At 70.8% G+C, this 19493-nt stretch carries 12 protein-coding genes, 1 tRNA gene and 3 pseudogenes; 10 read left to right on the top strand and 6 right to left on the bottom strand.

The window, feature by feature from the left end; all coding sequences use genetic code 11:
- Positions 1-646 precede the first annotated feature (646 nt).
- Entirely contained in the window at positions 647-796 is a 150-nt protein-coding gene (locus ACWGJ5_RS31790; protein ID WP_453313081.1) for a hypothetical protein, read from the bottom strand.
- A 24-nt stretch (positions 797-820) separates the two neighbouring features.
- On the opposite strand from ACWGJ5_RS31790, the gene ACWGJ5_RS31785 reads away from it, so the two are divergent.
- From ACWGJ5_RS31785 to ACWGJ5_RS31775, 3 genes are read left to right on the top strand one after another with little or no spacing between them, the layout of a single operon-like run.
- Positions 821-2014, top strand: a complete 1194-nt coding sequence (locus ACWGJ5_RS31785; RefSeq protein ID WP_453313080.1) for a hypothetical protein — start codon at positions 821-823, stop codon at positions 2012-2014.
- Positions 2007-4808: a CHAT domain-containing tetratricopeptide repeat protein gene (locus ACWGJ5_RS31780; RefSeq protein ID WP_453313079.1), complete on the top strand. Its 2802-nt coding sequence runs from the start codon at positions 2007-2009 to the stop codon at positions 4806-4808. Before ACWGJ5_RS31785 ends, ACWGJ5_RS31780 begins: the two co-directional genes overlap by 8 nt.
- On the top strand, positions 4805-5323 hold the full coding sequence (locus ACWGJ5_RS31775; protein WP_453313078.1) for a hypothetical protein: 519 nt from the start codon (positions 4805-4807) through the stop codon (positions 5321-5323). Before ACWGJ5_RS31780 ends, ACWGJ5_RS31775 begins: the two co-directional genes overlap by 4 nt.
- 423 nt (positions 5324-5746) lie before the next feature.
- Here ACWGJ5_RS31775 and ACWGJ5_RS31770 read toward each other — a convergent pair whose 3' ends face one another.
- The 3 genes and pseudogenes from ACWGJ5_RS31770 to ACWGJ5_RS31760 all read right to left on the bottom strand — a co-directional run bounded on the left by ACWGJ5_RS31770 (position 5747) and on the right by ACWGJ5_RS31760 (position 10091).
- Positions 5747-7654, bottom strand: a complete 1908-nt coding sequence (locus tag ACWGJ5_RS31770; RefSeq protein WP_453313077.1) for a lamin tail domain-containing protein — start codon at positions 7652-7654, stop codon at positions 5747-5749.
- Positions 7655-8124: 470 nt separating this feature from the next.
- Positions 8125-8682 (bottom strand): annotated as a pseudogene (locus ACWGJ5_RS31765) (FAD-linked oxidase C-terminal domain-containing protein); the annotation flags it as partial.
- 479 nt (positions 8683-9161) lie between these two features.
- The gene (locus ACWGJ5_RS31760; protein ID WP_453313076.1) at positions 9162-10091 is read right to left on the bottom strand and encodes a hypothetical protein; all 930 of its coding nucleotides are present in this window, start codon (positions 10089-10091) and stop codon (positions 9162-9164) included.
- 425 nt (positions 10092-10516) lie between these two features.
- On the opposite strand from ACWGJ5_RS31760, the pseudogene ACWGJ5_RS31755 reads away from it, so the two are divergent.
- A pseudogene (locus tag ACWGJ5_RS31755) lies at positions 10517-10697 on the top strand (IS21-like element helper ATPase IstB); the annotation flags it as partial.
- A gap of 197 nt (positions 10698-10894) precedes the next feature.
- Here the strand turns inward: ACWGJ5_RS31755 and ACWGJ5_RS31750 are convergent.
- Positions 10895-11566 carry a transglycosylase family protein gene (locus ACWGJ5_RS31750; RefSeq protein WP_453313075.1) on the bottom strand — a complete coding sequence of 224 codons (672 nt, stop codon included), beginning with the start codon at positions 11564-11566 and terminating at the stop codon, positions 10895-10897.
- Positions 11567-12294: 728 nt separating this feature from the next.
- On the opposite strand from ACWGJ5_RS31750, the gene ACWGJ5_RS31745 reads away from it, so the two are divergent.
- A tRNA-Met gene (locus ACWGJ5_RS31745) sits at positions 12295-12369 on the top strand.
- Between the two features lie 354 nt (positions 12370-12723).
- Here the strand turns inward: ACWGJ5_RS31745 and ACWGJ5_RS31740 are convergent.
- Positions 12724-12926 (bottom strand): annotated as a pseudogene (locus ACWGJ5_RS31740) (transposase family protein); the annotation flags it as partial.
- A gap of 170 nt (positions 12927-13096) precedes the next feature.
- On the opposite strand from ACWGJ5_RS31740, the gene ACWGJ5_RS31735 reads away from it, so the two are divergent.
- The 5 genes from ACWGJ5_RS31735 (at position 13097) to ACWGJ5_RS31715 (ending at position 19428) form a co-directional block, all read left to right on the top strand.
- Positions 13097-13558 carry an N-acetyltransferase family protein gene (locus ACWGJ5_RS31735; protein WP_453313074.1) on the top strand — a complete coding sequence of 154 codons (462 nt, stop codon included), beginning with the start codon at positions 13097-13099 and terminating at the stop codon, positions 13556-13558.
- A 779-nt stretch (positions 13559-14337) separates the two neighbouring features.
- Positions 14338-15345, top strand: a complete 1008-nt coding sequence (locus ACWGJ5_RS31730) for an alpha/beta hydrolase family protein (protein WP_453313073.1) — start codon at positions 14338-14340, stop codon at positions 15343-15345.
- Positions 15346-15828: 483 nt separating this feature from the next.
- On the top strand, positions 15829-18000 hold the full coding sequence (locus ACWGJ5_RS31725; protein WP_453313072.1) for a SpoIIE family protein phosphatase: 2172 nt from the start codon (positions 15829-15831) through the stop codon (positions 17998-18000).
- A 223-nt stretch (positions 18001-18223) separates the two neighbouring features.
- Entirely contained in the window at positions 18224-18844 is a 621-nt protein-coding gene (locus tag ACWGJ5_RS31720) for a DUF6230 family protein (RefSeq protein ID WP_453313071.1), read from the top strand.
- A gap of 83 nt (positions 18845-18927) precedes the next feature.
- Positions 18928-19428, top strand: a complete 501-nt coding sequence (locus tag ACWGJ5_RS31715) for a DUF6114 domain-containing protein (protein WP_453313070.1) — start codon at positions 18928-18930, stop codon at positions 19426-19428.
- Positions 19429-19493: the final 65 nt, after the last annotated feature.

Genomic DNA, 19493 nt, shown 5'->3' with positions numbered 1-19493 from the left:
TGCCCGTGCAGGTGGCAAGCGTCATCTGGGTCTCGTCGGCCGCTCCGTTGCTGGAACGTGCGTCACGCCGGTGACCATGCCCCACTTGGCGAGGGTGCCGCCCTTTGCGTAGTCCTCGGTGTACCGGGCGCCGTGGCGGCTGGTCACGGGGTGCACGGCGTCGTCTTAGCCCCGGTAGCAGCCGTCGGCGTGGCTGACCACGCTGGGGAAGAGCGAGGTGCTCCAGGGCGGTGTGGAAGATGCGCTGCTGGTCGCTGGTTGCCGCCGCTGACCGCGATCTTCGACAGCTCCTCGCGCCACGCCGTCGTCACCGCGGACCTCACGTCGGCGAAGCTCTTGCCGGTGACCTCCGCGTCCCCGTTGGCGGCCGCCTCGGCCACCGACGTGCAGGACACGCCGACCCGGGCCCCGACCGTGCCGTACCACCCGCTCGTGTTCCGGCTCACCGGGCCGGCTCAGGAAGAAGCCCCCGCGGCCGGGAGTTGCCGGCGGACGGCGCCCACCGCCCGGCCTCCAGCAGTTGACCCACCGCGTGATCGTCCACGGCGGCCGACGGGGCGAACGGGTGAGGCTGAACCGTCCGGCCAACCGAGGATGGATGCCGTCGGGCGCTTCCGGATCACGTCGCATGTCCCGGTGCAACCGATCACCGTACGGGCACCGCCCCGAGCGTCACCGGCAGCACGCCTCCGGCACCCGCCGCGTGAGCGGTGGTCCGTATCCAGCACTGCTTCATCGAGGCCTGCCCGACGGCCAGGAGCGTCCTGATGGCGGAAAGGGGTGTTCTGGTATGCATGGTGGGAAGGAACACCGTGGCGGAGTGGACGGGGGTGACGCCGTGGCGGAGTACCACGTGGACTGGCCGTGGCTGCTGACGGGACCGGACCCTCGCGGGGACGAGGCCCTGCGGGGGATCACGGAGGCCAAGTCCGCTCCGGACCGGGAGCGGTGGCTGGCCGTCCTGTCCGACGCGGCGACCAGCGCCGACCCGGCGGCAGTCGAGCGCTATGCGATCGGCCTGGCGCAGGCGGGCCGGTACGCCGAGTCGCTCAGGTTCTGGCGGCTGCTGGTGGACCATCTGCCGGGGACCGCCCGCGTGCTGCTGAACATGGCCTCCTGCCTGATGAGCGCCGGACGCCTGGACGAATGCTCCCATGTGATGGAGGAGTGCGCCCGGCTCTGCCGCGACGACGACCCGGCCCACCCGGTGGTACGCCGACGGCGAACCGAACTGGAGGACGTGCGTGGACGGTTGGACCGGGAGCAACGCCTGCTGGAGGCCCGCGCGGACGCCTACCGGAAGCTGGCCGCCCAGGGCCGCGCCTCGCTCTCCGACCTCAAGGAGCTGTGCCGGATCCTGGCCGGCCTCGCTCGGCAGCCCGGCAGCCGTGTCACCGCGTCCGAGGTGGCGGAGGTCGCGGAGCGGATCCACGCCCAAGCGCCGGACGACGCGGGAGGCCTTGAACTCCTCGCCATGGCGAGGGTACTGACGGATGATCGCAACGGGTTGGCCGAAGTCCTGCGCCGACTGGAGCGGGTCGCCCCGGACTCACCGGTACTCGCGGCCGTCCGCGCCCAGGTGACCGATCCCGGATTCCGCGAGCGCTCGGACGAGCTCAAGCGCCGCTGGGACGACATCTGCCGCCGGGCCTCCCACGGCGAAGCCGGCGCCGAGGACGAACTCCGCCGGGAGCTCCGCAGCCACCCGAACGTCGAGCAGCTACGGATCGGCCTGCTCTTCGCCGTGTACGGCCGGGCTGCGGACGGCCGGGGCGACTACGAGGAAGCGCGCCGGCTCGCCCTCGAACTCGCCGCTGATCCGCGCGCGGGGCACCACGCCCACTTCCACGTCGCGCAGTTCCTCTGGAACCTCGGTGAACGCGACGAGGCGCGGCGGCAGTTCACCTTCGCGCTGGCGACCTCGGAGACCGAGGAGGATCGGGAGAGCGTACGGCTGGCCGCGCGCACCGTCGGCGCGCAGATCGGCGATCTTGCGGGCGGCGCGGGTGGGTGACCGTGAGCGGCAGGTCGCCGCGCTGCTGATGCAGGCGGACAGTCTGCGGCGGGCCGAGTACGTGCTCTTCACTCATGCACCGGGCATCGATCTCACGGAACTGGTAAGGGAGTTGCGGGCCGGTCGGCGCACCTTCGAGAGGGACGGACAGGCGAAGGCCGCGGCTTTGGTGGACCTCTATGTGTCGCTGGTGGAGGGGATCACGCCCGCGCTGCGGGAGGCCGACCGCCGTCGCGGCGCGGAGCCCGCCGACAGCTGGGAGCCCACCGAGCGGGATGCCTCCAGACTGCTGGCGCAGGGGCACCTGGACGCCGCCCTGGCGCTGGTGCGCACCGCGGGCGCTGCGCTGCCGCCGGGCTCCTATGCCATCGGGCGGATGCTCGGGATGGAGTGGCGGGTTGCCGAGGCCATGGGGGCCGCAGGGCGCCACCGCGAGGCACTTCGAATCCTGGACGGCCTCGACCGGGAGGTCGGCACCTCCGACGATGTGATCCAGCCCGGTCTGCGGCTCCGGCTGCACCGGATGCGCGGCGGGCTGTACCGGGCTCAGGCAGAGTACGAGCGCGCCTGTTCCGAGTACCGGGCGGCGCTCAATGCGGCGTCGTCGATCGGGGAGATCGGCGACGAGCTGGAGATTCGGAGCGAGTTGGCGGACGCCCACTCGGCTGCCGGCCGGAGCCGGCAGGCGGTGCGGGAGTGCCGCCGGGTGCTGACCCGCGCCGAGGCCGCGGGCGCCGGACCGGGGCCGCGGGCGCTGGCGCTCAACCGGCTGGGTGAGACGTACCGACAGGCGGGGGATGCCGCAGCGGCCCGGCGCTGTTTCCGACGCGCCCTGCAGCTGGCCGATGACGCCGGCGTCGACGACCCGCGGGTGCTGCGGGCGGCGGAGGCCTGGGTCGGGCTCGGGGACCTTCTGGTGGACGAGGACGACCACGCGGGGGCCGCAGAGGCTTACTTCCAGGGGCTTTTGAAGTCGATGACGGTCAACCGGGAAGCCACCGCGCACGGTATGCGGCTGGTGGCGTGGCGGATGGAACGGCTCAGGGCCCCGGAGGCGAAGCTGCTGCTGAGCACCGCGGAGGTGTTTCGCGACTCGTTCCCCGAGGACGACCGCTACTGGGGGCATCATCTGCCGTTCCGACTGGCTGAGGCGGAGGCGCTGGCCGCGTCGGGAGACGCGGGCGGCGCGGCCGCGGCGCTGCGGGCGCTGCGGGAGGAGGCGCTCGGGCGCAGGGCCGGTCTGACGACACTGCTGCGGATCGAGGTGCGGCTGGCCAGAACGCTGAGGGCGGGCGGAGCAGGCAGGGTCTCACGATCGGGCACCGGCGCGGATCGGCAGGCGGCGTTCGACCTGTTGTGGGCGCGGCGCTGGGAGCTGCGGCGCACGGTCGCCGGGCGTGCCGGGGAGGCACGGGCGGACCTTGCCTCGCTGGTGACACGGCATCAGGAGTGCTACGGGCTGCTCATCGGCATGCTGCTCGACGACGGGGACGGGCTCGCCCTGCCGGAGGGGGACGGGCCGCTCGAGCTCGCCTTCGATCTCCACGAGGAGTACCGGGCATGGGTCGAGGGCGCCTCGTCGCCCGCGGGCGTGCCCCGGAAGCCGGCGACCTTGCGTGAGCTGCGGGCCTGCCTCGCAGCGGATCCGGACGCCCGTCACTGCGCCCTCGTCTCCTACTTCTGCTGCGGCGAGCGCGGCTGCGTCATCTTCGTCGTCCACGCCGACACCGGGCGGCTGACGGCCTTGCAGACGACACTGTCCGAACGCGAGGTGCAGCGGGCGGCGGGACGGCTGCGGCGGGCCTTCGACGGGGACGCAGACGCCTTCCCTCCGCTGCCTCCGTTGCCGGCAAAGCGGCCCTGGCGCCGGAAGCTGGACTTCTTCGAGGATCTGGCGCCGGGACTGCTGGCCTTCCTGCCCGCGGTGGAGGGGCGGGAGCTGCTCTGCGTCGCCGCCGACCCGGCGCTGCAGGCATTGCCCCTGGCGGCGCTACCGCTGCCGTCGGCGGACGACGGCGCGCGGGGAGACCGACCGTTGCTCGCCCACCGCCACGCCGTCGTGCAGGTGTCCAGCGCGACCGCTCTGCTGCGTACGGTCGCCCTGCCCCCCGCCCCGGCCGACGGAGGTGTTCTGGTCGCTGGCGTCGCGGCCGGCGAGGACCCGGACCCGGAGCGGCTGGAGCACGACATCGACTTCATCGCCCCTGAGCACGCCGGCCGGAACACGGTGACCGAAATCGGCTGTCTGTCCGCCACCCCGGACGCAGTACTGGCCGGTCTGCGCACCGCGCGAGTCGCCCACCTCACCGGGCACGGCTGGTTCGACCGCGTCGAGCCGCTCGACTCCGGGCTGCTGCTGGCTCAGGACGGTCGGCGACCGAGCAAATATCCACCAGAGGTGGAGATCCGGACCCGGCTCCGGCACTTGTTGACGGCACGTCAGGTTCTCGACGCCAAGTTACGGTTGGACCTCCTCACACTGCGCGCCTGCTCGACGGCCCGCCGCGACCTGCACAGCACCGGGGACCTCCAGGGACTGGCCCACCTTCTCCAGGCCTCCGGCGTGCGGTCGGTCGTCGGCACGTTGTGGGACGTGGACGACGCCAGTTCGCGACAGCTCTTCGCGGACTTCTACCGCCGGTTGACCGCCACCCCGGAGACGCCGTGGCGGGCATTGTGGGAGGCCCAGCGCGCGATGCTCCGGGGAGAGGGCGCGCAGTGCGACGCGCCCTGGAGGCGCCATCCGTACCATTGGGCCGCGCTCGCACTCTTCGGAGATTGGAGAATCCGGTGACATCGCCGACACCGTACGCTGCGGCCGAACTGACCGACCGTGAAGTCGTCCTCGTCCTCCAGGAGCTGACGGAGGAGCTGACGGCCGGCGCGGCCGCGGACGCGATGCCGATGGACCAGGAGGAGGCGGTCCTCCTGCTGGACGCCGTGCGCCGCGCCCGGCCGGAGGCGGAGGCCGACGCGGTCCCGGCCCTCCCCGAGGGCGCCGCGGCCTGTGCCGCCGCCCGCCGCCTGCTCGCTGTGCTCGCCGAGGAGCCAACCTGCGCCGACTTCGCCGCCGAGCTGCTCGCCGAGCCGCCGAACGACTCGCGGCTCGGCGGCGAGCTGGCCGTTCCGGGCGTCGTCGTCCTGGCCGGTACGGTGGCCTGGCTGCAGACAAAGGTCGACATCCGTTTCAAGCGAGGCGGCGGCAAGACCGAGTTCGAGTTCCGGCTGGGCAAGGAGGCCGCCGACGGGTCCACGCTGCGTGAGCTGGCTGCGGTCATCGCCCGCCTGCTCGGCTGGCCCCGGCAGTAGTCACCCGGTGCCTGCCCCGCCGGCCGGGGCGGGCACCGAGTCCACGCATCGCGGCGGTTGGGTAGTCCACCGCCCAGGGACGACACCCGACTGATCAGGCTGTCGTCCTGACCCACTCCCCCGCACCCGGAGGCCTCACGTGGCACCCACATGTCTCCCGGCGGTCGCGCCGGCGCTGTGATGCTCCTCGCGGCTGTCCCACGTCGCCCACGTCACCACTCAAAGGGCCAACCGCTCCGGTCTGCCGCACAACACTTCCCGGTCCCGAAGGTGGTCCCGGGACCGGCACGACGAAGCTCCTGGTGGTCAGCGAGTGGTCCTGGTCGTCACCCCGTCTGCCGGGAGCTTCGTCGCTGCGTACTGCTTGGGCCTCTCACCTTGGTGGCGGCCCCGTGCGTGAGCCGTCTCCCGTGGACCCCCGGATCAGCAGGGGAAGGTGCCGCTGTAGAAGGCGTGTCCGTAGGAGGAGCTTCCGGAGCCGAAGCCGTACATGCCGTCGTCGCTCCAGACCGCCTCGCGGAAGCCGTTGACGCAGGTCGACGTCGGCGCGATCGCGAAGCCCTCCAGGTTGTCGGTCGGCATGACGGCCGGGTTGGTGTAGGTCGCATCAGGAACGATCGCGCCGCCGGCGTTGACCTTCATGAAGGTGTGCGTCTCGCCGCAGGTGTTGTCGCAGGTCGCGACGATGCGCTGGGTTCCGGCGTCGAACGTCACATCCATCACGGAGACCTTGCCGGTCGCGATCGTGCCGAACGTGGTGAACGTGCCGTCGGAGTTCAGGCCGTAGACATGCAGCGTGCCGTCCCACTCCAGGCCGGCGAAGAACAGGCCCGACCCGTGCAGCGGGTAGTTCGCAGGGTTGTAGGCGGCGCCGGTGAGCGGGTCGACCCATCCGTTCGCGGTCAGCCAGCTGTCCGGTACGTAGCCGACGCCCTCGAAGCCCAGGTTGGCGTCGTCCTTGCTCCCGGTGTTGAGCTGCGGGAACTGGGAGGTCATGTCCCACTGGTGGATCGGCGTCAGAGTCGATCCGGTCGCGGCCGGGTCGAACTCCATGATCGTGTCCTTGGGGACCGTGTTGTTGGTGTTGTCACGCTCGGAGGTCACGTAGATGTGGCCGTTGGCGCCGACCGTCAGGCCCTCGGAGTCCGGCTGGCCGGTGCCGCCGGCGAAACGGATCTGCTTGCCGGTCGCGCTCCATGACGCGTCCGGGATCCACTTGCCGTTGCTCTTGACCAGCTTGTACAGCCAGTTCTTGTTCTTGGCGGCCCACAGCACCGACGGGTTCGCCGGGTCGAAGGCCAGCCCGCTCAGGTCCCGTCCTTCAGGGCCGGTGGACGTGGTGAACGCGCAGACGTCGTCGGCGATCGTGACGTCCAGCCCGCCCGGCCACGCCAGGGTGCCCGCCGGGGTGGAACCCGTACCGGAAGGGGCCTCGGGGGTGCAGCCGCTGGTGAGCGCGCCGCCGCCACCCAGCAGCTGACCGCCACCACCGCCGGTACCACCGCCACCGCCGCTGCCCGAGCAGGAGTTGGCGCTGCCGAGCGTCGCGGTCGTGGAGGTCTGGAACCAGCCGGTGCCGTTGGCGCAGCGCTCGTCCGACGGCTTGGCGCCATCGGTCGCCCAGGTCAGCGAGTCGACGGTGTTGCCGTTGCTGTCGAGGAGGAAGACCGAGTCGTTGTCGCCCAGACCGAGGGTGGAGTTGAACGTGACGTAACCTCCCGCGGGGATGCTGGTCGCGCTCGGCGAGGAGGACGAGACCGAGACCGGGGAGTGCGTGGTGTCATTGTCGACGTACTTCCACGACCCGATGCTGACCGCGCTCGTTCCGCCGTTGTACAGCTCCACGGTGTCCGCGCCGTCCGAGGTGACCTCGTTGATCCGCACCCGGCTCGCCGCCGGTATCGACGACGGACAGCCCGAGGCGTTCGAGGCGCCGAACGTCGACGCCGCGGTCATGGTCACCCACCCCCCGGTGCCGTCGCCGCCGCAACGCGCCATCGCCGGCTTCGCACCGTTGGTGGCCCACTCAACGCGGTCGACCACCGTGCCGCTGGCCGTGTAGACCACCAGCTTGTCCGAATCACCGAGCCCCTTGGGCGAGTTGAAGGTGACGAAGCCGCCTGCCGGGATCGTGCCGGCGGACGGGCTGAACGTCTGCGGCGAGAAGCTGTCGTCGGACATCTTCCAGCCACTGATGCTCACTGCAGTCGACCCGGTGTTGTACAGCTCCACCGTGTCGCTGTTCGACGAGGTGACCTCGTTGATCCGAACATTCTGGTAGCCGGCCGGGTCCGCGGCAGCCGCAGGCTGAGCGGCAACCAACCCTGTCACGAGCAGTCCTGAAAGCGTCAAAGCCGCGGCGCATACAGAGGCGACGCCGGCACGCGAGTGTGAGGTAGACACGAGGTGGAACTCTGGCGACGCGATCTTGAAACAGCGTGTACTCCAGCTGAATGCCACCTGCTGGCCACCAGAACGCCAGGCGCGCATCACCACCTTGCGATGCGAGGGCACCGCCGAGAACGGTCAAGAACACCGCTCCGGAGAGCACCGTCGGACACCACGGTGCACCGCCCTGCCCACGCGGCCCTGCCGCACACTACCGCGCCCCTGCTCTCTCCGGCCCGACAGCCCCTCAACAGCGGTCGGCCGCCGAAGCGTTGGCCCCAGCTGCCGCACTCGCGCGGCCGTCACGCACGCTCCGGATGTGAGGCACCGCGCTTCTGGAGCAGACAGACAGGCACGGTTCGTCGTCCCGGCCTGGCTCGGGCGCTCATCGGGTTCGCCCCGGCCGGACTGCTGTCTCCGGGTCGGCCGGCGGCGGCCACGGTGAGGTAAGGGGCGGCGCCGTCGGGACAGACGTGGGTGAGGCGGCAGTTGATGGTGGCCGGATGTCCGGTGGCCTTCGCGGCGGCGGTGCCGACCTCGGTGCGGACGGCGTCGATCAGGGCGGGAATCGTGTCCCAGGTGGCGGCGGTCTCGAAGGTCTCGATCACGGCGCCCATGCGGGCCAGGCCGTCGCGCAGGTAGGGCATGCGCAGGAACACCGAGCGCCAGGCGCTCACGGCCGCGTCGGCCGGGGCATCGCGGTCCGCCGTCAGCGCCCCGCTGCGGCCGCCGTGGGCCCGGGCCAGGTCCACGGCGCTCGCGAGGCGGTCTTCGACGGGGGTGGTGGCGGACTCGAAGCCCAGGACCAGGACGGCGGAGCCGTCGTTGGAGGCGCCGGACAGTGCGGCCTCGCCGGGGTCGAGCAGGCGGCAGTTGGCCGGGCCGAGGTCGGACTGGGCGATGGCACGCACCGCGTCCAGCGCCTGGTGGAAGTCGGCGAAGGCCACGGACGCAGAGGTCTTGCGGAGAGGGTCGACCACCCCGACCAGTCACCCGAGGCCATGACCCGGCGCTGCGCACGGCTCTTCGGAGCCACCCACGCCATCCTCGCCACCGGCGACGACAGCACGTTAGCCGGACCCAGACCCCACCTACCTGCCGTGAACGCCGGGGGTTCTGGCTCAACATCCGTGAAGTCACGCCGCGCGCGGCATTGATCCTTACAGGTTTCCACGCCCGTCGGCCGATGATCCCTCGCCGGTGCGGACCCGGCTCAAACCGCCGCGATCCACGAACTCGCGGCTCAGCGGCGGCAGTTCAGCGTCTTGACCTGCTTGCACGGCGGCAGGTTGCCCAGCGGCAGGTGCGAGGAACCGAAACAGCCCGGACCCGCATTTCTGAGGCGGGGTGCGCTCTGCGGCGTCGTCGTCGCTCACCTCTACGTCACGCCCCTCCGGTCACCCCGCGCACGCCTCGCACCGCCTGGCGCACGTGGCACGCGGCTGTCGGCCTACTTGATTCCGACCACCTTCTTGAGAAGGTCCTCACAGGTGAATCCGGGATGCCAGGAGTCGTCGTGGTTCAGGATGCGGTCTATGAAAGGCGTGTCGTCCCCGACGTCGTGGGTGGGCTCGTACTGGCAGAACTCCTGGTCCACAACGTGTTTGGAGTCAGCGGTCAGCAGAACTCCGTTGGAGGACAGGATGGTCTCCGAGGTGTCGCTGTCGTCGAGGACGTAGCCGACGAAGGTGTAGCGGCCGTCGTGCTCGACGTTCAGGTGCGGGAAATCCGAGTCGTGCTGAATGCCCTCCTGCTCGACCACAGCCGGGACTCCGTCGAGTGTGATCACCTGGGCGGGCAGCCACATGCGGTCGTCGGACTGCTTGAGCAATGACCAGGTCATCAGGATGGCGACAGGGAGAAGGGTGTACGTCGCCACTCCCCACATACGCCAGGGGCTGCGGGTGGGCGCAGCCGGCGTCCGAGCCTGGTCCGGGTCGCCGGTGTCGTCCCTGGTGCCGTCCGTGGTGGCCACCGTCGCGTCGGCCGTTGTGCCGTCCGTGCTCGGTCGCCGGAATGCGGAACGGCGTCGCCAGCCACGGACAGCGAGCGCGCGGCCGACATACAGCAACCCGAGCCAGGCGTAGATCCTGAAGAGGTCGACGGGCTGCCAGGTCCACTCGTTGTCGGCGTCGTAGAACTCTTCCAGGTAAGCAGTACTGATGAACGCCGCGAACGTGCCTGCCAGCAGCCAGAGGGCCGCGCGGCGGTGGTCCCAGATGACGCGGCGGAGCCAGGAGCGGGGAGGGGATTCCGGTCGTTCGAGCAAGAGGCGCGCCAGGAGGAACGCCGTCACCGCCCCGCCGATCACCCCGATGAAGCGGATGAAGGTGTCCAGCACCAGGGCGCTCACGTTCAGCGTGGCGAGCAATTCCAGCATGGTCGTACGGTCGCCGTGAGCGATCAGATAGATTCGTGTCCCGGCGATGAGTGTGGGCAACAGGCCGAGGAAGAAGAACAGGTACTCGGCGAGGCTGGCTTCGTCCTGCCCCGGATCGCCCCCCGCTAAGTGTTCCGGACAGTCACCGGGGTCCGGCTGCGCGTGCGGGCCCGTGCTGCCTGATCTGGTCTCCGTATCGGCTGTTGCGGTGGCAGACACACCGCCGCCGCCCTCCCCGCTCGTCACGCCTGGCCCCCTCTTCTGTCCAGTTGTGCGCAGACACCACCGTAGCGGGGGCGCGGCCGGTCCGGCCAGGCACTTGACCCGCCTTGCTCCTGCCGGCCCGCACCTTCGGTGGCCGCCCTGGCCACCGGTCTCAGGCAGGAGGCCTTCGCCTCCGTCACGTGGCGGCAGGGCCCGTCGTCGACCCCGGCACCGACACATCCCATCTGCTCATCGCCCTTGGCACCGAGACCGCGATGGCCGGTTTCCGTAGTACGCACGTCCCTTGCGAGCGAACTGGTCAGCGAGCTCGTCGAAGCCGCAGACGAGACGCAGCCGATCAAGGCCATCTCCCGCTACGGCCGGGGCGAACTTCTCTGCATCGTGAACGTGGCAACAGAAATCAGCACCCTGCCATGCCGCCTGCCTGAGACAGCAGGCCGTGACGCCCTGGGGCCGGCGCTCGCGCACTGTCCGGCGGAGCCTGTGTCGTGGGTCGCCACAGAAGCACGCCTGTCCTGACCGGGGGCCGCGCCGTCGCGGCGGCGCGGCCCCCAGTACGGATGCGGGCCGGCGGTGCCTCAGCGGGCTTCAGCGCCCTGCCGTCGCAGGTGCTGGCCGGCGGACGGCACAGTGAGCCGCTGCCCCGGGTAGATCACATCCGGATCGGGGCCGATGGCCTTGCGGTTGGCGTCGTACAGCCGCTGCCAGCCGCCGAAGACGGCAGCCTGCCGCGCGACACTGGACAGGGTGTCGCCGACCTGCACGGTGTACGACGTCCCGGGGCGTCGGTCGGTGCCGCCATGCGAGCGAGGCCCGGGCACGGCGTGCCGCGGACCGGCGGGACGGACCCCTGGCTCGCTCTGCCCGACGCCCCGCCTGAGGTGCGCCCGCACCGAGCAGACCGGCCATGCTCCCGGCCCCTGCCGGGCGAGCACCGCTTCGGCCACGGTGATCTGCTGCGCTCGGCTCGCCAGATCGGCTCGCGGGGCGTAGACGGTACCGCCGTACGCCACCCACGTCGGCTGAGCGAACTGCAGCCCGCCGTAGTTGCCGTTGCCGGTGTTGGTGCTCCAGTTGCCACCGCTCTCGCAGTCGGCGACCCGGTCCCAGATGGTGCCGGATGCCGCTTCGCCGACGCCCGGGGTGAGAAGCGGCAGGACGACGCCGAGGCTGCCGATGGTGAGAACGGTGCGGAGCGATGACAGGAGGCGTGGGGACGTGGTGCGGCGGTGCCGCGGTGGTGCGGTCATGGCCTTCCTCTCCACTGCGAATCCCGCCCAGCGGTGGGCCCGGTGGGCTGAAGGCAGTACGACAGTGCCGCCCGACCGCTCACAAGGCGTGAGGGGTTCACGGATGGTCATGCGCTGCTGCGCGCCACCGCGTGCATGGGTGACGACCCGTCAGTTATGCAGGGGTGCCGTCACGCAAGTGGGCATGGGCGCACGGAAGTTCAGCTGCTACAACTCGAGACGGTGCTGCACTTCGACGGCACTGCACTTGGACGGCAAGCCGCAGGCGCCGCACATCTGCAACCGGTACGGGAGCGCACCGCCCTCGTCGGGCGGTCACGACAGCGCCGTTGCAGTACCCGGCACCGCGCGAACGGGCCAGGAGGCGCACACGGCCACCCGCCGCGCGTTGATCCGCGTCTTGGGTAGGACAAGGGGATGGATTAGAGGGCTCCGACCCGCCGGACAGGCCTCCGCCCCGCGCACCGCCCGGATGCGCTTCCCGCCGACCGCGGCTACGGCCCGCCACAGGCAACGGCGCGCAGACCAGCGGTACGTGAGCACGTCTCGGAGGCAGTGGAGGCCTTCGTGGTGCACATGTCGTACGAGGGCCATTGCGTCCGGTGTTCTCTACCGGTACGACCTCCGGGGACCAGACGGCCCTCGGGGCTGTGCCTGAGGTATGGGCGCATGCACCGCGGGAAAATCCCTGCCCGGCCCTTGCGCATGACGTACGCTGGGGACACCGACGCGGGGTGGAGCAGCTCGGTAGCTCGCTGGGCTCATAACCCAGAGGTCGCGTGGTTCGAATCCCGCCCCCGCTACGAGCATCCGGCCCCCTCCCTTCGCAGTGGAGGGGGCCGGAGCAGTGTGCGGTGCTGCCGCCGGTGCCCCGCGAGCCGGGACCAACCCCAAAGAGCTTGGAAGCAATTGAGATCGGGGGTTGTCGGCCTGGCTGTTCGGCTGGTGGTTGATCAACAGGCGCGCTGCCGGACGAGGACGGGTTCGTCCGCACCGGGGACTGGCTACGGCGCTGCTCACGCCATGCGTGGTGTTCGCCCAGCGGCGCGTCCGCCTTCGGCGACTTCGGCGGGGCGCTCATCTGGTCGGAAAACTCGTCGGCCGGGCCCGGCAGCCCTGGGCGATCGCTACCCTCACCCCGGGGGTGCTGGCGGAGCTGCTCGGCGCTGCCCTGCGCGGGGACGGCGGACCTGCACCTCAGTGCGGGCCCGGCCGCAACTCGGCGCACCCGGCGTCGGCGTGGGCGCACAGGCCCTCCAGCGTGCGCAGCCGCAGTCCGGGGCGGTCGGGCACCGCGAAGCCGCGGTCGGTCCGGCAGCTGTCGGACTTCGCGGATCGCCCCGGAAAAAGTGGAGCGATCGCACTGTCTGGGCCGCCGCTCCGGCCGCCCGCTGCCTGCCGCCGCTCTCCGCCGCGCCGTACAACCGGGCACCGGTCACAACTCGCCCCACCCGTAAGGCGCTTGCTACGTCAAGGGGCGGCCGGCCCTGCCGCTCCTCGAACGGCAGGGCGTCTGCCATGATCGCTGCCATGCGCGCACAGATCACCTCGGCAGAGATGACCGACATCCATCAGGTTCTTGCCGATCACCACCGGTACTGGGGAGAACGGGACCTTCGGTCCCTGCACCTTCTGGCGCTGGTGCAAGAGTTCGGTGAGACCTGTCTGGTCGCACGGGCCGAGGACGGAATCCAGGGGTACGTCATCGGATTCGTCACCCCGACCGGCACCGGCTACGTACACCTGATCGCCACTCGGGACGATGCCCGCGGTACCGGTATCGGGCGCCGTCTGTATACGGCGTTCGCTGACGCCGCGCATCGCCGTGGCGCGCTTCGGTTGAAGGCGATCACGTCACTCGGAAACACCGGCTCGATCGCATTCCATCGCAGTCTCGGCTTCGACGCGAAGGTCGTCGACGACTACAACGGCCCCGGCCAGGCCATGGTCGTCTTCCGTCGCGCTCTGCCGTTCGACTCGGTGCAGCCCTGAGCGACCAGCCGTCCCGCCGGCGGCAATCGTCCACCGGATCGTCGGAGTCGAGGGCTGGGCGAGCGGGCCGCTGTGCTACGCGGTCGGTCGTTTTCCGTCGTAGGGACTTACGGTCCTGGCCGGCTTCCGCCGGATCTGCCGCAGCACCCTCCGATCGTCGCCTCGTCGCTGTATCCCGTCGCCGCCGCCCATGCGACGCCCGCTGCGGCGAGGTCGCTGACGAAGACGATCTCTGTGGCGAGAAGTGTCCGTGCCCATTCCCCCGCCACCGAGTGCGTGCGACGTCCTCAGCCAGCGCATTCCGGGCAGGGTCGGGGTTGCTGTCGTAGCCGAGGTGGGAGGCATCCACGGATCGTCACGCCGGCGGGCAGGCGGACCGGACGGCCTACTTCCGCATGCCTGCCACTCACGAAGACACCAGAGTGGGACACAACAGGCCTGTTGGAAGGGAGTATCCGTTCGTGGGGATACCGAGCCCGTTTCACTTCCCGAGGACAGGCGCAGGCACAGGACAGCGTCGGCCACGGCGCCCCCGATGGCTTACCACAGCGGTCACGGTCGCGCTCGCCGCGACAGCGGCCGGCTGCCCCGCCTCCCGCCCGTCGGACCGCACCGGGAGTCCCCCCGTGGCGCCGGACCGGCACCTTGCATCCGCTGTGACCTGGATCGACCACGCCTACCAAATACCCGATCCGCTGCCATCCGCGGAACCGGGCACACTGATTGCGGCGACAGACCATGGCCCTGATGCGCGGCTGGGGAGCGCGCGGCGCTGGACGGTGCTGTACCACTCCACCAACGCGCGCGGCGCGAACGTTGCCGTCAGCGGCACCGTACTGCTGCCGTCGGGCAGCGCTCCCCAGGGAGGCTGGCCGGTGGTGTCCTGGGCGCATGGAACGACCGGCGTGGCCGACGCCTGCGCACCCTCGCAGTCAGCGAACCTGGGCTCGGAGGCCTTCGCTCAGGAACTGCGCGCGCTCCTGCGGGCCGGGTACGCGGTCACTGCCTCGGACTACCCCGGACTGGGCACCCCGGGCCCGCACACCTATCTGGTCGGCGTGGACGAGGGCAACGCCGTGGCCGACATCGTCACCGCGGCTCGCCGGCTGGTGCCCAGCCTGGCGCCGGTGTGGTTCGCGGTCGGGCACTCACAAGGGGGCCAGGCCGCACTGTTCGCCACCCACACCGAGCGCCGGACGGGCGGCCAGCGCCTTGGCGCGGCGGTGGCCGTCGCCCCGGCCAGCCACCTGGAGGCAATGCTCGCGGGGGTGAGAGCCTCCCATGTGCCCAGCGAGCTGTCCTTCGCCTTCTACTCGCTCGTCGGTCTGTCCGCCACCGAGCCCGGCGGCCCTGCGGCGGATCTGCGTTCGCTGCTGGGGCCCTCGGCAGCCGCTACGGCCTCCCGGGTCATCGCCGACTGCGTGACGCACAGCGACCCCGTGCTCAAAGGGGTGAACACCGAGCGGATGCTGCCGCTGAATGGAGATCAACTGCGGCGCATGAGCGAGCGGATGGGCGCCTACGGCGATCCGGACCGCTCCGCCGTCACCGTCCCCACACTGGTCATCCAGGGTGGCGCCGACGAGGATGTGCCGCCGGCCTGGACCGACGAGGTCGTGGCCCGCCTACGTCGCCTGGGCTCCCCCTCACTGGTCTACCGCGCCTACCCCGGTGCGGGCCACGACCAGGTCCTCGGCCAGTCCGTCTGCGATCTGCTAGCCTTCCTCCACGCCCACGGCGGAACCCGCCCCGGGGCCTGCGCCCCGCCCCCGAGCCGTCACGGTTGAACCGGTCGGGCACGCCACCGAGCCCCGCTTCGGTATCGAACCAACCGCACGGTTCCGGCGCGCTCTCGCCACCGGCACCTGACGACTGCCCCGGCGCCCTCGCCCGTCCACGGACGGCGGCTGCAAGTACGCGCTCCGACCCCGCGCACGCCCTGCAGCGCGAAGGCGCTCTCATGGACTTTCAGCGGGTGTGGGCGGTGGCCGCCGCGATGTTGTTCACCGACGACGTCATCGCTGGTCAGGGGGCTGCCACGCCAGTTGATCGAGAGGTGGCTCGGGAACGGCGGCCGGCGCCCCGGTGCAGGCTGACCAGCCCGTATGCGCGGCGAGGTCGCAGAATGCGAGGGTGGTCCTCCGGCGAGGCCTCCGCTGCGCCACCGTGGTCGGCCTGGTTCCCGTCTGGCAACAGCGGAGACATGTGTCAGAGTGGAGACATCCGGACGGCGCGGTCAGCGCGGACGAGACAGGAGAGGGCGGCCTGTCATGTCCACATATTTCCGTCCCCGCAGTGCGGCGACGGCCCAGTCGGTCTCCGTCGACCGACGGAGCGAGGAGTACGCGGACCTGTTCGGGCAGGCCCCGGTGATCTTCGCTGCGCTCAGCGGCCCGAGACACCTGCTGGAAGCGGCGAACTCGGCATTCTTCGAAACCCTCGGGTGCGACCGCGGGCGCCTCGGCGAGCCGGTCGGAAAGGTGATTCCGGAACTGGTTCCGCAGGGCGTCCTCGACCGGCTCGATGCGGTCTACCGCACCGGTGTGGCATTCAGGGCCCGGGGCGGGCGACTTCTGCTGGGCTGCCCGGGCAAGCAGCGGGAAGGGTTCTTCGACTTCACCTACGAGCCCCGCCGGGACGCCGCCGGCCGGATCGACGGGGTCGTGGTGATCGCGGTCGAGACCACCGCGTACCACCACGCGCATCTCCTGGCCGCCGAGCAGCGCGCGCTGCTGGAGCAGATCGCGCGTGACGCCCCGCTGGACGAGATCCTCCGTGGCATGGCCACCGCGATCGAGGAGCTCTCCCCGGACATGCTCGTCTCGGTACTGCTCGTCGATCCCGACGGACAGCGCCTGCGGCACGGCACCGGCCCGCGCCTGCCCGACTTCTACAACGACGCGGTCGACGGGGCACCCATCGCGGAGGGCATCGGCTCATGCGGCACGACCGCCTTCCGGCGCGAACCGGTGATCGTCACGGACATCGCCACCGATCCCCTGTGGAAGGACTACCGCGAACTTGCACTGAGGGCCGGGGTCGCGGCGTGCTGGTCCACACCCATCCAGGACGCGGACCGCCGACTCCTGGGCACCTTCGCGATGTACCACCGCGCGCCCAAGGCTCCCACGGACAAGGACGTGGCCCTCAGCGCCTCCTTCGCCCGCATAGCCGCGCTGGCCATCGAACGCCACGCCGCGGTGGAGGCCAGCCGCGCCGCCCAGGAACGCGAGAAGGCCGCCCGGGAGGATCTGGCCTTCCTGCTGGAGGCCAGCACCGCCATCACCGGCGAGACGCACTATGCGGACAGCCTCCAGCGCATGGCCCGGCTGACGGTCCCGACCCTGGCGCCGCTGTGTGCTGTCCACGTATCCGAGCGCGGCGAGACCCAGCGCATCGCCATCGCAGCGTCGACCCGGGAGGGGGAGAAGCTCCTCTCTTCCCCCGCGCTGTGCGACGAGGTGGACGCCGCTGTCGCCCGAGTCCTTGCCTCCGGCGCCACCGAATCCGGCCACGCGAGCGGCCTGCGCGCGCGGCTCGGCGTCATGGATTACGTGTGCGTGCCGCTTTCCACCAGGGGCCGCACCTTCGGAGCGCTGACCCTCCTGGCCACCGACCTGCCTCTGGACGAACGCAAAATGGCCCTGGCCCAGGAACTCGCCCGCCGGGCCGCTTCGAGTGCCGACAACGCCCATCAGTTCACCGACCGCGTCCGGCTTTCCCACGATCTCCAGGCAGGCCTGTTGCCTCCCGAGTTGCCCAGGATTCCCGGCGCCACCCTGGCGGCCTCGTACCACCCGGCCGGCGAGGGCCTCGAGGTCGGCGGCGACTTCTACGACGTCTTCCCGCTGCCCGCCGACCGCTGGGCGCTCATGATCGGCGACGTCTCCGGACGTGGCGCGCTGGCAGCCACCACCACCGGAATGGTCCGCCACACCGCACGCGCCGCCGCCCGCCTCCTCGACGAGCCGGCTGCCGTGGTCACCGCCATCAACGACGCGTTGACGGGGAACACCACCGATGACGACCAGTTCGTTTCGCTCGTCTACGGCGAACTGCGGCACATCGCGTCCCACCTCACGCTCGACCTGATCCGAGCAGGGCACGTACCGCCACTCGTGCGCCGCGCCGACGGCACGGTCGTAGAACACACGCAACCGGGCCTGCTGTTGGGCATCGGTCCTGATCCCGACTTCTCCCCGTGCCGCATCGAACTCCACGTCGGCGACAGCCTCGTCCTGGTCACCGACGGCATCACCGAGGCCCGTTCCGCCGACGGCGAGTTCTTCGGCGAGGATCGCTTGTCCGACGCGCTCGTCGCCGTCCGGACCATGACGCCGACAGCCGCTGCCGTCGTCGAGTCCATCACCACGGCGGTCACCGCGTTCGCGGGCAATGCCACCCTCGACGACCAGGCCGTACTGGTGATCACCGCCATCTGACGGCCCCGGCGCGGCATCCGTTCGACACATCAGTGCAGCGATCCTGGCGGCGACAGGGCGGGTCACCCGTAGGGCCCAACAAGAGTCACAACACTCGTACGGCGGACCTGGCGTGCCGCCGGTTGACGCTTCCGGAAGCCTAGGATCCGGCACCGGACGAAGGGGTGTCGTCCGCCCTGCCGGGCACGGGCGGATTCACCTCACAACCGGAGGAGATGGGATCTTGCACCACGCCGGCAGAACCTGCTGGAGGCGCTTCGCCGCCGTCCTGATCCCCGGCATCGTGGCCTCCGCAGCCCTCGCCGTCGCCATGGCACAGGGAGCCCTGGCCGCGTCCTTCTTCGTCTCCGGCCAGCGATTCCAGGTGACCGCGGACACGCTGACCATGCGCGGCTTCAGCCTCTACGGCATGGTGGACGTGCCCAAGAAGGGCAGCCCCGTGCCGGTCATGGTCATTGGAGCGCGACACGCCACGGTCAGCGGATTGTGCCAGTCCGTGGTGGTCGACATCCCGGTACTGGGCCCACAGACGTTGAGACTCACCGGCGGCAACGAGCATCCGGCCGAGGCGACGAACCTGTTCATCAACGCGACATCCGAGTTGATCGGACAGGCGGATTTCAGAGGGATCGACACCGGTGTCGCACAGGGTGCGATCACCAAGGGACCGGTCGATCCGGGCGACAGGGACTCCCGGTTCTTCGACCCCAACGGTGTCGGGCAGCAGGCCGTGTCGGCCACGCTGACCAACGTGCGCGTGACGGCGATCGCGGTCTCGGCCGGCACGTTCAGCATCCCCGGCCTCTACGAGCAGCTCAAGCAGGGCCGCCACGAATGCTTCTGACCGGGCGGCGCGTCGTACGCGCCCCAGGCCCGTCGTCATCCGAGCCGGAATGTTCTCGCCCCACCCTGATCAGGACAGGACACGTGTTCATCGACTCCCTCCGCCGCCCCGCGAGACCGCGCTTCACGGCCGCCGATGCCCGGCGCAGGTTCAGAACCTGGCGCGGTGAGCGCCCCTTCTGGGCCGGGGTGTTCACCTTCCAGGCGAGCCTCCCCATCCTGTATCTGCCATACGCGCACCTTGATCTCGGCGCAGTGCCGCTGGCCTTGTCGACCACCTCGGGCGCCGGATCCCTGGTCATCGGCATTCTGCTCATGGCCCTGGGCCTCAGCCTCTGGTACCAGCAGCGCCTTCGCGTATTCGCCGGCATCGCCACCCTGCTGCTCGCCCTCGTCTCCTTCCCCGTCGCAAACTTCGGGGGCTTCCTGCTCGGACTGATCTCCGCCCTGATCGGCGGCTCCTTGGCCTGTGCCTGGATCCCGCCCACCGCCGCCGAGCCGCCGACGGCCACTGGAGCGACTGCGACCACGACTGCGACGCACAGCGCCTCCACAGCCGTTCCGGCGGCGGGAGAGCCAACGTGACAAGTGACAAGCGCAGCCGCATGATCGGCCGAGTGCAGCGCCCCATTGTCTGCACACTGGCCGCG

The sequence above is a fragment of the Streptomyces sp. NPDC054783 genome (assembly GCF_053611725.1).
This window is presented reverse-complemented; position numbering and strand designations above follow the sequence as displayed.

What these genes read in the sequence shown, in the direction of transcription:
- ACWGJ5_RS31790 (WP_453313081.1), bottom strand. Translation starts at nt 796, where the DNA reads ATGCATACCAGAACACCCCTTTCCGCCATCAGGACGCTCCTGGCCGTC.
- ACWGJ5_RS31760 (WP_453313076.1), bottom strand. Translation starts at nt 10,091, where the DNA reads ATGCTGGAATTGCTCGCCACGCTGAACGTGAGCGCCCTGGTGCTGGAC.
- ACWGJ5_RS31750 (WP_453313075.1), bottom strand. Translation starts at nt 11,566, where the DNA reads ATGACCGCACCACCGCGGCACCGCCGCACCACGTCCCCACGCCTCCTG.
- ACWGJ5_RS31735 (WP_453313074.1), top strand. Translation starts at nt 13,097, where the DNA reads ATGCGCGCACAGATCACCTCGGCAGAGATGACCGACATCCATCAGGTT.
- ACWGJ5_RS31725 (WP_453313072.1), top strand. Translation starts at nt 15,829, where the DNA reads ATGTCCACATATTTCCGTCCCCGCAGTGCGGCGACGGCCCAGTCGGTC.